Annotated in this window: 12 protein-coding genes; all 12 read right to left on the minus strand. The window is 38.7% G+C overall.

What is annotated here, in order from left to right; all coding sequences use genetic code 11:
• Positions 1-14: 14 nt before the first annotated feature.
• Positions 15-1,286, minus strand: a complete 1,272-nt coding sequence (gene icd, locus BM163_RS09725; protein WP_089802623.1) for an NADP-dependent isocitrate dehydrogenase — start codon at positions 1,284-1,286, stop codon at positions 15-17.
• Positions 1,287-1,328: 42 nt separating this feature from the next.
• Complete coding sequence (locus tag BM163_RS09730; RefSeq protein WP_089802625.1) at positions 1,329-2,444, minus strand: citrate/2-methylcitrate synthase; 1,116 nt, start codon at positions 2,442-2,444, stop codon at positions 1,329-1,331.
• 20 nt (positions 2,445-2,464) lie between these two features.
• A complete protein-coding gene (locus BM163_RS09735) occupies positions 2,465-2,935 on the minus strand; it encodes a DUF441 domain-containing protein (RefSeq protein ID WP_089802627.1) in 471 nt (156 codons plus the stop codon).
• 218 nt (positions 2,936-3,153) lie between these two features.
• The gene (locus BM163_RS09740) at positions 3,154-3,549 is read right to left on the minus strand and encodes an FxsA family protein (RefSeq protein ID WP_089802629.1); all 396 of its coding nucleotides are present in this window, start codon (positions 3,547-3,549) and stop codon (positions 3,154-3,156) included.
• 119 nt (positions 3,550-3,668) lie between these two features.
• Positions 3,669-5,432 (minus strand): pyruvate kinase, encoded by a 1,764-nt coding sequence (pyk, locus tag BM163_RS09745; protein WP_089802631.1) that lies wholly within the window; start codon positions 5,430-5,432, stop codon positions 3,669-3,671.
• 48 nt (positions 5,433-5,480) lie between these two features.
• Positions 5,481-6,440 (minus strand): 6-phosphofructokinase, encoded by a 960-nt coding sequence (pfkA, locus tag BM163_RS09750; protein WP_089802633.1) that lies wholly within the window; start codon positions 6,438-6,440, stop codon positions 5,481-5,483.
• Positions 6,441-6,648: 208 nt separating this feature from the next.
• Complete coding sequence (locus BM163_RS09755) at positions 6,649-7,602, minus strand: acetyl-CoA carboxylase carboxyltransferase subunit alpha (RefSeq protein ID WP_089802635.1); 954 nt, start codon at positions 7,600-7,602, stop codon at positions 6,649-6,651.
• Entirely contained in the window at positions 7,602-8,465 is an 864-nt protein-coding gene (accD, locus tag BM163_RS09760) for an acetyl-CoA carboxylase, carboxyltransferase subunit beta (RefSeq protein WP_089802637.1), read from the minus strand. Before accD ends, BM163_RS09755 begins: the two co-directional genes overlap by 1 nt.
• 14 nt (positions 8,466-8,479) lie before the next feature.
• Positions 8,480-9,070 (minus strand): FadR/GntR family transcriptional regulator, encoded by a 591-nt coding sequence (locus tag BM163_RS09765; RefSeq protein WP_229675548.1) that lies wholly within the window; start codon positions 9,068-9,070, stop codon positions 8,480-8,482.
• Entirely contained in the window at positions 9,048-10,241 is a 1,194-nt protein-coding gene (locus tag BM163_RS09770) for an NAD(P)-dependent malic enzyme (protein WP_089802639.1), read from the minus strand. The genes BM163_RS09765 and BM163_RS09770 overlap by 23 nt, the downstream gene beginning before the upstream one ends.
• A 194-nt stretch (positions 10,242-10,435) precedes the next feature.
• Positions 10,436-13,714 (minus strand): DNA polymerase III subunit alpha, encoded by a 3,279-nt coding sequence (locus BM163_RS09775; RefSeq protein ID WP_089802640.1) that lies wholly within the window; start codon positions 13,712-13,714, stop codon positions 10,436-10,438.
• 1,174 nt (positions 13,715-14,888) lie between these two features.
• Positions 14,889-15,071 (minus strand): zinc ribbon domain-containing protein (locus tag BM163_RS09780; protein WP_143088218.1); only part of this gene is annotated, 183 nt, incomplete at its 5' end.

Raw genomic sequence — 15,071 nt, forward strand, 5'->3', positions numbered from 1 at the left:
CGTTCGAACAAATATTATGCCATATTACTAATTAAAGCATCAGCGAATTCGCTTGTTTTAACTTCTGTTGCACCGTCCATCAGGCGAGCAAAATCATATGTTACCACCTTTGAACCAATTGTCCGATCCATTGCTTTAGTAATTAAGTCCGCTGCTTCATTCCATCCTAAGTGTTCTAACATTAATACACCTGATAGAATAACAGATGATGGATTAACTTTATCTAGCCCTGCATATTTAGGTGCTGTACCGTGAGTCGCCTCAAAAATAGCATGACCTGTCTCATAGTTAATATTGGCACCAGGAGCAATACCAATACCTCCTACCTGTGCTGCAAGTGCGTCTGAAATGTAGTCGCCATTTAAGTTCATCGTAGCAACCACATCAAACTCTTTGGGACGCGTTAAAATTTGTTGAAGGAAGATATCCGCAATCGCATCTTTAACAATAATTTTCCCAGCAGCCTCTGCTTCTTTTTGTGCACGATCGGCTGCTTCTTTTCCATCTTCTTCAACAATTTTGTCATACGTTGCCCAAGTAAAGACGTGCTCTTTAAATTCTGTATCGGCTAATTCATATCCCCAGTTTTTAAAGGCTCCTTCAGTAAACTTCATAATGTTACCTTTGTGGACGAGGGTGACACTCTTACGGCCTTCTTTAATCGCATAATCAATCGCTGCACGCACAATACGCTTTGTTCCTTCTTCTGAAACTGGCTTTACACCAAGACCAGAAGTTTCCGGGAAGCGAATATTTGTAACACCCATTTCATTTTGTAAGAAATCAATCACTTTTTTCACTTCATCAGAACCTTCGGCCCATTCGATCCCCGCATAAATGTCTTCTGTATTTTCACGGAAAATGACCATATCAGTATCTTCAGGACGCTTAACAGGTGATGGTACACCATCAAAATAACGCACCGGACGTAAGCAAGTAAATAAATCTAATTTTTGACGTAATGCGACGTTTAATGAGCGAATACCGCCACCAATTGGTGTTGTAAGTGGCCCTTTGATCGCAATTTTATATTCACGAATGGCATCAAGTGTTGCTTCTGGAAGCCATTCACCTGTTTCATTAAAGGCTTTTTCACCTGCTAATACTTCTTTCCAAACAATAGATTTTTTCCCATCATAAGCTTTTTGAACAGCAGCTTGTAATACGCGACTTGCAGCGTTCCAAATATCAGGACCCGTTCCATCCCCTTCAATAAATGGGATAATAGCATGATTTGGTGTTATAACTTCCCCTTGTTCTACCGTAATTTTTTCACCTTGAGTCATCTAGATTTCCTCCTTGAGATTTTATATATAGGTAAACGTTTTTTAACGTTCATTCACAGGTTGATATGTTTGATTTTCTTTCCCTACGTATTCTGCACGCGGACGAATCAATCGATTATTGGCATATTGCTCAAGCATGTGCGCCACCCACCCTGATGTTCTGCTCATCGCAAAAATAGGTGTAAATAAATCATGTGGAATGCCTAGTGCATGATACATTGACGCTGAATAAAAGTCAACGTTCGCTGGCAATCCTTTTTCTTCTTTTACAAAAGCTTCAATCTTTTCAGACATTTCATACCACTCTGGCATTCCTTTTAGTTGCGTAATTTGTTTAGACATGTTTTTTAAATGTTTTGCCCGAGGATCGCCTTGTTTATAGACACGATGTCCCATCCCCATAATCTTCTCTTTATTGGCCATTTTTTCTTTCACATACGGAATGGCAGACTCTACCTCTTTAATATCCATCAACATCTTAATGACTTGTTCATTAGCACCACCATGCAGTGGTCCTTTTAGTGCACTAATGGCCGCTGTAAGGCCTGAGTATAAGTCTGACAAAGTAGCGACACAAACACGCGCAGTGAATGTAGAGGCATTAAGCTCGTGGTCTGCGTGAAGCACTAACGCCTTATTAAACGCTTCACTTTCAAGAGGCTCTACTTCATTTCCGTGTAACATGTACAAAAAGTTCTCAGCATAGCTAAGGTTTGACATTGGTTTTACGAGCGGCTGATTGTTTCTTAATCGATTAAACGATGTAATAATCATGGCTAACTTCGCCTGTATTCTAATAGCACGATTTATGTTCGCTACCGTATCTTCAGGGTCATGTATTGAATCATATAAACTAAGTAACGATACCGCTGTTCTTAGCACATCCATCGGATGCGCTTCATCGACAACCATATAACGAAGCTGTTCAATAAATGATGACTCTAATGTCATCTCTTCAAAAAGTTGCGTCTTTAATTTATGTAATTCCTCTTCACTTGGCAACTGTTTATGCCATAGTAAATAGATGACCTCTTCAAAAGTCGCAAAATCTGCTAAATCATCAATATTATAGCCTACATAACTCAATTTACCTTCTTCAATTGAGGTAATATCTGTTTCGGCAACGATGATACCTTCTAATCCTTTAGATGTCGACATTACATATCCTCCCCTGTCTGTTAAAGTAATTTCATGACATAATCAACGATGTTCATTATCATATAAGCAATGCCTGCACCAATCAATGGTCCCACCGCAACCCCTTGTAAAAATACTACGGCTAATATCGTTCCCATGACGAGTGCTGTCGTTAAATGCGGATCGTTGGCTAGTAAACCAAGTCCTCCTCTTGCCACAATAGAAACAAATAAACCTGATCCTAAAGCAATCCAACCATAATAGTTCCTTATACTTTCTAGTAGCTCGGTAAACCCTATCTCACCTGTGGCAATAGGAATGAGTACAGATAAAGTGATGATGGTAACACCAATACTCATCCCTCGCTCTTGAATAAAAGGAAACAATTTCGCATCAAATTTAAACAATTGAAGACCTAATAAAATATAAACAGATATGATAATGGATTGGTTTTTACCAAAATAACCGAGTAATAGTAATATGATTAAAAATAATGTTGATTGATTAAACATAACTTCCCTCAATCTCCCTGTTCGCCATTTGCTCTTAATTAATATGAATCGATAACATATTAAGATGCATTTCCCGAATAATCTTAACATAAATCGTATAAAAAATACAGTCTTCAAGCATGAATTCATTTGAATATAACGAAATATCTGAATCTTCACTCTGGAAAAATACACATGTTATGCATATTTTATATTGACATTATCAATCGATAAACATATTAAAAGCGACGAAAAGTCATAACTTGACCGTTTTGTACCATTTGTTCTATTTGATGCTTAAGTATTCTCTTTAACGGGCCTCTTGTTATTGGCAAGAGAAGACTAAAACCGATCGTATCGGTAATAAAGCCTGGCGTAAGAAGTAATAGCCCACCAACTAGAATACATATTCCATCAAAAATTTGCTCACCAGGCATATGACCAACTTGCATCCGCATATTGGCACGTTGCAATGTCTCTGTTCCCTGTTGTTTAGCAAGAATGGCACCGATAAAACCCGTAAATAAAATAAACCCAAAAACAGACCAACCACCGATGATTGAACCTGCCCATAAAATCACACCAAGCTCAAGTGCGGGCATGATCATAATCGTTAACACAAGCCACTTCCACATAGTATCTTACCTCTCTTAATCAAAATAACTTCACAACTTCTCGATTTTCATTATATGTGAAAAAAAGAAGAGACCGAAGTCTCCTCTTATTATAACAAAGATATAGGTTATTTGGCGAATTATAGAATGCTTGCGCGCCCTGCGTAAATATCGCCTTTTTTAGCATCAATGGTAATTTCTTTTCCTTCTTCAATAACTTCCATTGCATTGTCAACACCAACAATAACTGGAATTGCAAGATCAAGACCTACAACAGCAGCATGTGAAGTTAAACCACCCTCAACAGTAATAATGGCACTTACTTTTTCAAGTGCAGGCATCATATCTTTATCTGTACCTAAAGTAACCAAGATGTCGCCTACTTTTGCTTTTTCGTTTGCTTCTTGTGCGTTTTTAGCAAACACAGCACGGCCGATTGTTGAACCTTTACCTACACCTTGGCCATGTGTTAATACATCTCCAATGATGTGTACTTTCATCATGTTTGTTGTTCCGCGTTCACCAACAGGTACACCTGCTGTAATAATAACACGGTCACCACGATGGAATTTCTCTGTTTCAAGACCACGTTCAATCGCAAGATCTAACACTTCATCAGTTGTATAAGCAAATTCACCTGTAATGGCATTAACACCCCATGAAAGAGCTAAACGACGGCTTACTTTTTCATCAAAAGTAACGGCAACGATTGGCGCTTTAGGACGGTACTTAGAAATCATGCGCGCTGTTTGACCACTGTTTGTCGGCGTAAGAATCGCATCAACATCAAGATTCATTGCTGTATGGTTAACAGACTGACTGATCGCATCTGTCATTGTCATTTCACTTGTTTTAGAACGACGGTCTAAGATGGCTTTGTGATCCAATACTGATTCTGTTTTAAGGGCAATGCGGTGCATTGTTTGAACAGCCTCAACAGGGTAATCACCCGCAGCAGTTTCACCTGAAAGCATAATGGCATCTGTGCCATCAAAGATAGCGTTGGCAACGTCAGATGCTTCAGCACGCGTTGGGCGTGGGTTACGTTGCATAGAGTCTAACATCTGTGTTGCTGTAATAACTGGCTTACCTGCAATGTTACATTTTTGAATCATATCTTTTTGCACAACTGGCACATCTTCTGGTGGAATTTCAACACCTAAATCCCCACGTGCAACCATTAAACCGTCAGCTACTTGAAGAATCGCGTCTAAGTTATCGACACCTTCTTGGTTTTCGATTTTAGGGATAATGTGAATATCTTTACCACCGTTGTTATCTAAGTGATCACGAATCATTAACACGTCAGATGCGCGACGGATAAATGATGCCGCAACAAAATCAACGCCTTGTTCAATACCGAACAAAATGTCTTGCGCGTCTTTTTCAGTCATACCTGGTAAGTTGACACTTACATTTGGTACGTTTACACCTTTTTTATTTTTAAGTAAACCTGAGTTTAAAGCTTTTGTTTTTAATTCTTTTTGATCTTCAAGAATTTCAACAACTTCAAGTTCGATAAGGCCATCATCTAGTAAGATTTTTGAACCAACATGTACGTCGTTAATTAATTCTGGATAAGTAACGGCAAATTTGTCAGTTGTCCCTAGGAAATCTTCGTCCATTGTGATGTTAATGAATTGATTTTTGACGATGTCTACCTGACCGTCTTTCATCGTACCTGTACGGATTTCTGGTCCCTTCGTATCTAAAAGAATTGCAACAGTTTTACCTAATTTAGCTGCTGCCTCTCTAATATTTTTAATACGAGCACCATGCTCATCAAAATCACCGTGTGAAAAATTCAGACGTGCAACGTTCATTCCCGCTTCGATTAACTGTTCTAACTTTTCAGTTGATTCTGAAGCTGGTCCAATTGTACAAACAATTTTAGTTCTTCTCATTTGATAAATTCCTCCTTGAAATTTTACAACACATTTATCTATTTATATTTAGATAGATATTTCAGTCATAAGTTGATATAGAGACATATCGACATTGTGCTTTTGATTTAACGCTTCGATAATGTCATGATCAACCAGTTGGTTGTTTTGAATACCAACCATACGTCCACCCTTACCATCGAGTAATAAATCGACGGCTTTTCCAGCTAGGCGACTTGCAAGTACACGATCCGCACCTGTAGGACGTCCTCCACGCTGAATATGCCCAAGGACTGTTACGCGTGTTTCAAAGTTGGTTGCTTCTTCAATCTTTTTACCATACTCAAAACCACTACCTACACCTTCAGCAAGAATAATAATACTATGCTTTTTGCCACGCTCAGAGCCGCGTTTTAGACGATCAACGACGTTTTCAAATGGTTCGTCTTTTTCAGGAATTAGCACTGATTCGGCACCGTTGGCTAGACCTGCCCATAATGCTAAGTCTCCTGCATCACGCCCCATAACTTCGATGACATACGTACGCTCATGTGACGTCGCTGTGTCTCTGATTTTATCAACAGCTTCTATAATCGTATTAAGCGCTGTATCAAAACCGATCGTGTAATCAGTCCCTGCGATATCATTATCAATCGTTCCAGGAATACCAATACACGGGAACCCTTTAGCTGTTAATTTTGCAGCACCTTGGAATGAACCATCCCCGCCGATAACGATGAGGCCCTCAATTCCTAATTTCTTCAGCTGTTCAATCCCTTTATTCTGACCTTCATCTGTTTTAAATTCTTCACAACGCGCAGAATAAAGTATCGTACCACCTCTTTGGATGATGTCACCAACTGAACCTACATTCAACTGCTCGATTTTACCGTCCATAAGGCCTTGGTATCCATTATAGATGCCATAAACCTCCATGTCATGATAAATCGCTTTACGAACAACAGCACGAATCGCTGCGTTCATACCTGGAGCATCGCCCCCACTAGTTAAAACTCCAATTCTTTTCATGCTTTCACCTCAATTAGCTTCTTTCTCTTTTAAAACTCACTCATTATAACATACATTATCGATGAATGTAATTTCATCTATGATTATACATGAAAGCCGACAAAATCTCACCCCTAAATCAAGAGAATTAGGGGTGTTTTCAAGATAATTTAATATTTTAACTAAGTTTTAAGATTTTTTCATACTTTTTGCCATACACTTACGATTTTTATTCGATAACTCCTCCTAATTTCTTGTATTTACTCCATCTTAATTCCGGTAACTGTTCTGCGGGAATTTTAGCTAAATACTGCATCGTTTTTTCTAAGTAAGCATCCAGATATGCAACTTGCATTGTGACATCTCTATGGGCCCCACCTCTTACTTCAGGGATAATTTCATCAATAATTCCAAGCTTTTTTAGGTCTTTCGCTGTAATCTTTAAAGATTCTGCTGCTTGTTCAGCTTTCGTTGCATCTTTCCATAAGATACTAGCCGCACCTTCTGGCGAAATAACAGAATACGTCGCATTTTCTAGCATATGCACTTGATCAGCCAACCCAATACCTAAAGCACCACCACTGCCACCTTCTCCGATGACAATCGCAATAATCGGTACTGTTAAGTGTGCCATTTCCATTAAATTTCGAGCAATTGCTTCACCTTGACCTCGTTCTTCTGCGCCTTTACCTGGATGCGCCCCCTTTGTATCAATCAAGCTAATGATTGGACGATTAAATTTTTCTGCTAACTTCATTTGACGTAAAGCTTTTCGATAACCTTCAGGATGCGGACTGGCAAAATTTCTATATAAATTTTCTTTTGTGTTCTTCCCGCGTTGCTGGGCAACAATCGTTACAGGCACATCTTTATATTTAGCTATGCCTGTAATAATCGCCGGATCATCTCGGAACAATCGATCACCATGTAGTTCAATAAAGCCAGTAAATAAGCGATCGATATAATCAAGTGCTGTAGGTCTTTCTGGATGTCTCGCTATCTGAACGCGATCCCAAATAGATAAATGATCATAAACATCTTGCTCTAAACGTTCCAGTCTTTGTTCCATCGTTTTAATTTCATCATCTAGTGTTAAATCATTCTCTTCTGCCAGCTTTTTTAGTTCTTTTATTTTATCTTTTAACTCTACAATAGGTTTTTCGAATGCCAATGCTTGTCTCACTATCTCTCACGCCCTTTCACTTGGTGCATGTCAAGGACAGTTGTTAATACCGTCTTTAGTTCATGGCGGTGTATCACTTTATCCACTTGACCATGTTCAAGTTGAAACTCCGCTGTTTGAAAATCTTCTGGCAACTTCTCGCGGATTGTTTGCTCAATAATGCGTCGTCCCGCAAAACCAATCAATGCTTTCGGTTCAGCAAAATGATAATCACCAATCGAAGCAAAACTTGCGGTTACACCGCCCGTTGTTGGATGAGTAAATACATTAATTAAACAACCACCACTTCGACTGAAGCGATCAACGGCCATTGACGTCTTTGCCATCTGCATCAAACTAATCATTCCTTCTTGCATGCGAGCACCGCCTGAGGCAGTAAAGATAATAACAGGCAATTGCTCAACACGAGCATTTTCAAGCGTACGTGTGATTTTTTCACCAACAACGGCGCCCATACTCGCCATTCGGAAGAAAGGATCCATCACGACGATCGCTGTCTGGAAACCGTTAATGGTTCCTTTACCTGTGACAACCGCATCCTTTAAACCCGTTTTTTGTTGATCTTTTTTTAATTTCTCTTGGTAGTCGGGGAAGTTTAGTGGATTTGTTGTCTCCATCTGTTGATCCCATTCGATGAATGTATTGTCATCTAGTAATGACTGAATCCGTTCATATGCCGTTAATCTATGATGTGTCCCACAATTCGGGCATACTTTTAACTGTTGAGACCATTCTTTTTCGTAAAAAATCTTTCCGCATGAGCTACACTTTTCTACAAGTCCTTCTGGAATATCTTGCTTTGCTTTTTCTGTTGGAATTGACGCATACTTTTTCTTTTTATGAAAGATATTCTTAAACTGCATCAATGACTCCCCCTTTATTGTTCAGCTTTAATTTCTACATCAAATAACTTAAATAAATCCTTTACTGTTCTTATATGTTGCTTATCTTCAATTGATAAATAAAAAGCGTAAAGTAAATACCATATTTTTTCTAACAACTGATTATCCATCACATCTAAAATGACCTCAAATGTTGCTTTGTAGCCGCGACGACACCAATAACTGTAACCGTGGCCCGACCACTTATGTTGTATTTTGCTCAGACCTCGACAGCGACCTAAATCGACAATTAGATTTTCAATCATGACCAGTGTCTCATCAACATTTTCTTTCGTTTTGGCATCTTGAAAAATAAAACCAGCTAATAATGATAACGTCTGATAGGATTGATAAGGACGTAAAAACGTCCCTTCTCCTCTTCTTGTTTCAATTAACCCTAAAAGTTCAATGGCTCTTAGACCTTCTCGGACAGTAGAGCGGCTTAACTTTAAATCTTCAGCCATCTCTCGCTCTGAAGGTAACCGATCCCCTGGCTTAAGCTGATCAATCTGAATATAATCTTTTATTTTCTCTAACACATTTTGGTAAGCTTTAGTGCGAGGCTTATTGTTGATCAATGCATTCACCTTGACTTACACCACTCCTAATAGCCGCCTTACTAACAGCTTCCGCTACCGCTAAAGCTACTTGTGGGTTAAATGGATCTGGGATGACATACTCTTCATGTAAATCTTTCTTATCAATAATTTCTGCGATAGCATGTACAGCAGCGACTTTCATTTCTTCATTTATATCTGTTGCATTAACTGCTAAAGCACCTTTAAAAATACCCGGAAACGCAAGAACATTGTTTACTTGATTAGGATAATCACTCCGGCCTGTACCAATCACACGGGCACCTGCTTTTTTAGCACGCTCTGGTGTAATCTCCGGGTCTGGATTGGCCATTGCGAAAATAACCGGATCACGTTTCATTGAGCGGATCATATCTTCATCAACTAAATCTTTCAGCGAAACACCAATAAAGACATCTGCATCTTTCATAACTTCTCGCAAGCTACCTGTTTGGTTGTCTTTATTTGTGTAAGCCAGTACAGCTTCTTTCTCTTTATTCATACTTGTCTCTCGCCCTTTATAAACAGCACCTTTAGAATCGCACAAAATCATATCTTTTACACCAAAGTAGTGTAATAGCTTAACGATGGCGATACCGGCAGCACCTGCACCATTTATGACAACCTTAATCTCAGCAAATGTTTTCTTAACAAGATGTAATGCATTAACTAATCCTGCAAGTGTTACAATAGCCGTCCCATGTTGGTCATCATGAAAGACGGGAATATTAAGACGTTCTTTTAATGTTTGTTCAATATAAAAGCACTCAGGTGCCTTTATATCTTCAAGATTAATGCCACCAAATGTAGGTGCCATTAATTCAACTGTTTTAATAACCTCATCTGGGTCAGTTGTATTTAAGCAAATGGGAAAAGCATCCACATCAGCAAAGTTTTTAAATAACACAGCTTTACCTTCCATGACAGGTAAAGAAGCTTGGGCGCCAATTGCACCAAGACCTAAGACAGCTGTTCCGTTAGTAACAACCCCTACCATATTTGACTTCATTGTGTACATATACGCTTTTGTTTCATCTTTTTCTATTTCAAGACACGGTTCTGCAACTCCAGGTGAGTATGCCAGGCTAAGGTCGCGCTTATCGTTAATCGCAACTTTTGATTTGACGGCTAACTTACCACGATTTTCTTTATGCATGTTCAAAGCTTCTTCTCTTAATGTCATCAACAATGTCCACCCTTTTTATTTTTTCTACTGGTCTGACCACTCTAAAAACTATCTTACACCAAATTAGTACCTAGTGTAAATAACAACCCCTCTTATTCGGAAAATATCGAACTTTCTAACGAGTTTGAAGCAAAAAACCCTTCAAATACTCACGCAACATGTTTAATGTCGATTTGAAGGGGCGATAATTGCTATATATTTTTTTGTTTAACGTTGGCCTCACCAAACATTATGATTAACTGTTTTTTTACAGCATAATGATCTTTTAAATAATATTCCGCTTTAAGTTTATACAGTTGCTTATCTCTCGCTTGATAAAGCATAACAGGGCAGGCACCTGGATACTTTCTCATAAGTGGTTGCAGTTTTTCTAAGACATCATTTAATGAGGATTCTAAGACCTGAATATAGTAGGCTAGACCCGTTACATTCTCCTCTTGCATCTTATCAAAACTAAAAGTCGACACCGTTTGTAAAATTGCCTGTCTCCTTCCTTGACGTTCTTCCAATTTACATTCAATTTGAACAAATTGCCCTTCTTCTAGTCGCGCTTTATATTCCCGATATTGTTCAGGGAATATAACCATATCAAATTCGGCATCTTCATCAGATAACTGTAAAAAAGCCATTGATTCCCCGCGCTTGGTTCTAATCGCGCGTAATGCTTCAGTATAGGCCACTATATGATAGACTTCCTTAACCACGCCATCATCCGCTAAGAAACTTAAACTTACAATCCCGTGTTGCCTAATCTGTTGTCGATAATGCCTTAAAGGGTGCTCAGAAACATACATACCGACAAGCGCCTTTTCAAAACTAAGCTTTTCCATTAATGGCATCGGTTCGACGTCTGGATATTGTTCTTCCATCTGATAAAAACCGTCTAACCAGTCAATATCACCCCTAATATCACCAAATAGCGTACCGTTTTCAATCGCAGCATCAATGGATTGTAAGAGGGCTGCACGTTCTATATTAAAAATATCAAACGCACCTGCAAGCACCAGTGTTTCAATATCTTTTCTTTTGACAATATCTAAAGGCACACGCAAACAAAAGTCATATAAGCTCTGATATGGCGCTATGCGGCGTTCTTTGACTATAGCGTCAATGACTGGATAACTTAGCCCTTTTATTGCTCTCAACCCCATACGGATACCGTATTTTTCTGAAGTAAACGCATGCAGGCTTTGATTTACATTTGGTGCAAGCAATTTAATACCCGTTCGTTTCACTTCATGACCATACTGCATCAACTTCTCTTGTGATCCGTAAGCATCATTTAATAAAGCCGTATAAAAACTTTTAGGGTAATGAGCTTTCAAAAAAGCCAGTTGATATGAAATCATACTGTAACTAACCGCATGACTACGGTTAAAACCATAATTAGCAAAGTTTAAAATCCAAGAAAAAACTTCTTCAACAATCGCTGGCTTATAACCTTTTTGTAAACATCCGTATGAAAATCTTACTTTCGCTTTCTCGATAGCTTCTTTGTTTTTCTTACTAACAGCACGACGTAATAAATCGGCTTCGCCCAAAGTAAGGCCAGCAAATTGATGCGCCACTTGAATGATTTGTTCTTGATATATTAATACACCATAACTGTCCGACAAAATCGGCGCTAAATCAGTGTGTAGATACTGAACCTGTTCACGTCCTTCTTTACGTTTAATATACGTGTCAATAAAGGCCATCGGACCTGGACGATACAAAGCATTTACGGCAACAATATCTTCAAAATGTGTTGGCTTTAACCGTGTCAATGTCTCTTGCATCCCTTTTGATTCTAACTGAAAAACCCCTAATGTATGACCTTTGGTCAATAAATCATATGTTTTCACATCATCTAGTAAGACGTCCTCAATCTTAAAATCGGGCGCATGTTTTTTCCTCACATCTTTAACAATCTGTTCAATAATGGTTAAGTTTTTCAGTCCTAAAAAGTCGATTTTAAGTAGGCCAATTGACTCTAAATCAGTCATATTATACTGTGTTAAATAATGCCCTTCACTATCTAACGTTAATGGCGTGTGCTTTGTTAGACAATCATGATAGATAACGAGTCCTGCTGCATGCGTTGATAAATTCCTCGGCAAATCCTCTATTGTGTGGGCAATTTTAAAGAAGCGCTGTAATTCATCCGACTGCTTAATATAACTTAGCAAGTCTGGCGACTCTTTGACCGCTCGCGCAATGGTTAGCGAGGGGTCATGAGGCAATAATTTAAGAATATACTGTAAAGTATCATCAGGCAGATGATATACTTTTGCCAGTTCACGGATTGTTGATCGTACTTTAAATGTTCCAAACGTGCCAATTTGAGCTACGTGTTCTCGCCCATATTTATCCTTGACGTAATGAATTACTTTTTCTCGCCCGTAATCTGAAAAATCAATGTCAATATCAGGCATCGTTACTCGCTCTGGGTTCAAAAACCGCTCAAATAACAAGCCGTATTTCAGCGGATCAATTAGCGTAATGTTGAGTAAGTAACTTACAATGGACCCCGCAGCCGATCCACGTCCTGGTCCCACCATAATTTGATTTTCTCGTGCATAGCGAATGAAGTCTGAAACAATTAAAAAATAATCACTGAAACCCATTTTATTAATGACAGCAAGTTCGTATTTGAGGCGTTCTTTTGCTACTTCATGAGCACCGTAGCGCTTCTCTAGCGCTTCTTCACATAGTTTAGTTAAATAACGATGAGGTGATTGATTCTCAGGTAACGGAAATTTCGGTAAGAGTTTTTCCTTTGGCGGCATATCAAACGTACACGCTTGTGTAAATTGATTCGTTCGGTTAATTAAGGTTTCTGGCACTTGATTGATAAGTTCTTCTTGAGTTAAGTAATGGTGACCAGCGTCGGCGCTGTCTTGATTATTTTGCTTGTCCATTTTGCGTAATGCTTGATACGCTTCCTTTTCTTCCAGTCTTAAATAGCAGACATCCGTCAACAAAACTGTCTTTTCATGTTGTAAAACAGCTTCAGATACCGTTAACTTTGAAAGGCCTATATGTGTTTCTTTTGGCCACTCAGCTAAGCACTGATCGATTATAGCTAAAGTTAACATCTCTTGATCTGCTTTGCGTAAGAGAAACTTGTCTGGCACAATAATTTTTATATCTTCATCATAATCTTTTAATTGAGCCATTGAAATCGGTTCTTTATTAAGCTGGGTATATGAACTTAGCTCCATCAATGCCTGATAACCTTGGTAATTTTTACAATAGATTAGCACACGCTCTGTTAAGTCATCGGATTTAACTTTAATTGACATACCAATAACAGGTGTCACTTGGTGTTTTAAACACAGTTCGTAGAAGTTATACGCTCCGAATAAGGTATCATCATCTGTCAAAACAAGTCTATTTAATTGATGTTCTTTTGCGAAGGTTATGTAGTTGGTCAATTTCACTGTGCTCTGCATAAAGCTATAACCACTTCTTACCCTTAAATGTATCACGTTAAATTCCACCTCCAGGAAACGTACGTTCTTCTCCCTAGTTTATTACATATAGTCGTTCAAATCAATATGCAGCGATAATCAAATCACATATATCGACATACCTCTAGTGTAGCATATTTCCTATCTTTCATCCGTCTTTAAGCGAAAATGCCTTACCCAGCATCATTGCCCTAAAAAACACTCGACTCAACCCGTTAAATTCTAATTGAACTATCCCCACCTAACATTCTAATGAACATTTGAGGAAGATGATTCCAAAAGGGGACGACAAAGGTGCCCCCTGCTCGTTCAACTAAGCAGGGGGTTTTCTAGCCGCAAACCTATTTTCTCAACATCTGTTAAAGCCTCTTGGGGAAATAGTGCACAACTTGCTTTGGTTAAATCGTTCTGTCTTATAGAACACCTGCGTTCTGACAAAAAACGGGGTGCACGTCATAAACGTCCATTGCATCCAATCATGCCGGTTGATGTTGAGGCATTCACATAGGGTACAGGCGACACGTCAATCAAACATTTAACGTTGTAGTAGTCACCATGGTCCTCAAGTGACCATCCAATGGGCTTTCCGTACTTTTCCTTATCTTTTAGATGCATTTGTATCAAAACGGCATGCGTGACATAATCTTGACCATAAGGGAAAACAACGTCAGAGAGGCTAATCACACACTAAGCGATTATCTTAAAGGTGAGGGTGTGACTCTCTGCCCGATAATGAAATACAAAGTTACCCAATTGGGCATCTTCTCGTCCAGAAGTGGTTATCTAACCGTAACGCTCTGTTACCCACTCCTTCACTGTGTTATGACGGTGACAGGTATCTTCTTACTCTAAAATGATCAACCCATTTAACCACAGAAAAACAACCCCACAATTTTTTATAACAACTGTAGGGCTGTTTTTCATTCATCTTTTTTAACTATTTAATATGAACTCTTAAATTCAGTGTTTTTGCATGTAATCTTTTAGTAAAAAGTCTCGTTCTAAAGTTTCGTATTCCCCATTTTTCTTGTATTGAATGACCACCTTAAGAGAGTCATCTTTAGTGAACTACTCCCACCACTTACCACCCTTACGGGTTGCTTGAAGTGGGGGCTTCTTGGGTAATCGCCACTTTTGATAGCTGACGAAATTGACCAAGCTAACCCTCTTGTTCCAAGAGTTTATATTTTCATTAGGCACTTGCTAATAAGTGAATACCTTCTTTTTTGATATTGAGTGCTGAATTATAATCTCTATCAAGGTTTAATCCACAATCACATCGATAAGTGCGCTCTGATAATTTGATTTCTTTTACAAAACCACAGTTAGAGCAAGTTTTTGTAGAGGGGAACCATTTGTCTATTTTGACAAGCTG

The organism is Halolactibacillus alkaliphilus (genome assembly GCF_900115465.1).
Classification (GTDB): Bacteria; Bacillota; Bacilli; order Bacillales; family Amphibacillaceae; genus Halolactibacillus; species Halolactibacillus alkaliphilus.

What these genes read in the sequence shown, in the direction of transcription:
- icd (WP_089802623.1), bottom strand. Translation starts at nt 1,286, where the DNA reads ATGACTCAAGGTGAAAAAATTACGGTAGAACAAGGGGAAGTTATAACA.
- BM163_RS09740 (WP_089802629.1), bottom strand. Translation starts at nt 3,549, where the DNA reads ATGTGGAAGTGGCTTGTGTTAACGATTATGATCATGCCCGCACTTGAG.
- BM163_RS09730 (WP_089802625.1), bottom strand. Translation starts at nt 2,444, where the DNA reads ATGTCGACATCTAAAGGATTAGAAGGTATCATCGTTGCCGAAACAGAT.
- BM163_RS09735 (WP_089802627.1), bottom strand. Translation starts at nt 2,935, where the DNA reads ATGTTTAATCAATCAACATTATTTTTAATCATATTACTATTACTCGGT.
- pfkA (WP_089802633.1), bottom strand. Translation starts at nt 6,440, where the DNA reads ATGAAAAGAATTGGAGTTTTAACTAGTGGGGGCGATGCTCCAGGTATG.
- pyk (WP_089802631.1), bottom strand. Translation starts at nt 5,432, where the DNA reads ATGAGAAGAACTAAAATTGTTTGTACAATTGGACCAGCTTCAGAATCA.
- BM163_RS09770 (WP_089802639.1), bottom strand. Translation starts at nt 10,241, where the DNA reads ATGACATTAAGAGAAGAAGCTTTGAACATGCATAAAGAAAATCGTGGT.
- accD (WP_089802637.1), bottom strand. Translation starts at nt 8,465, where the DNA reads ATGCAGTTTAAGAATATCTTTCATAAAAAGAAAAAGTATGCGTCAATT.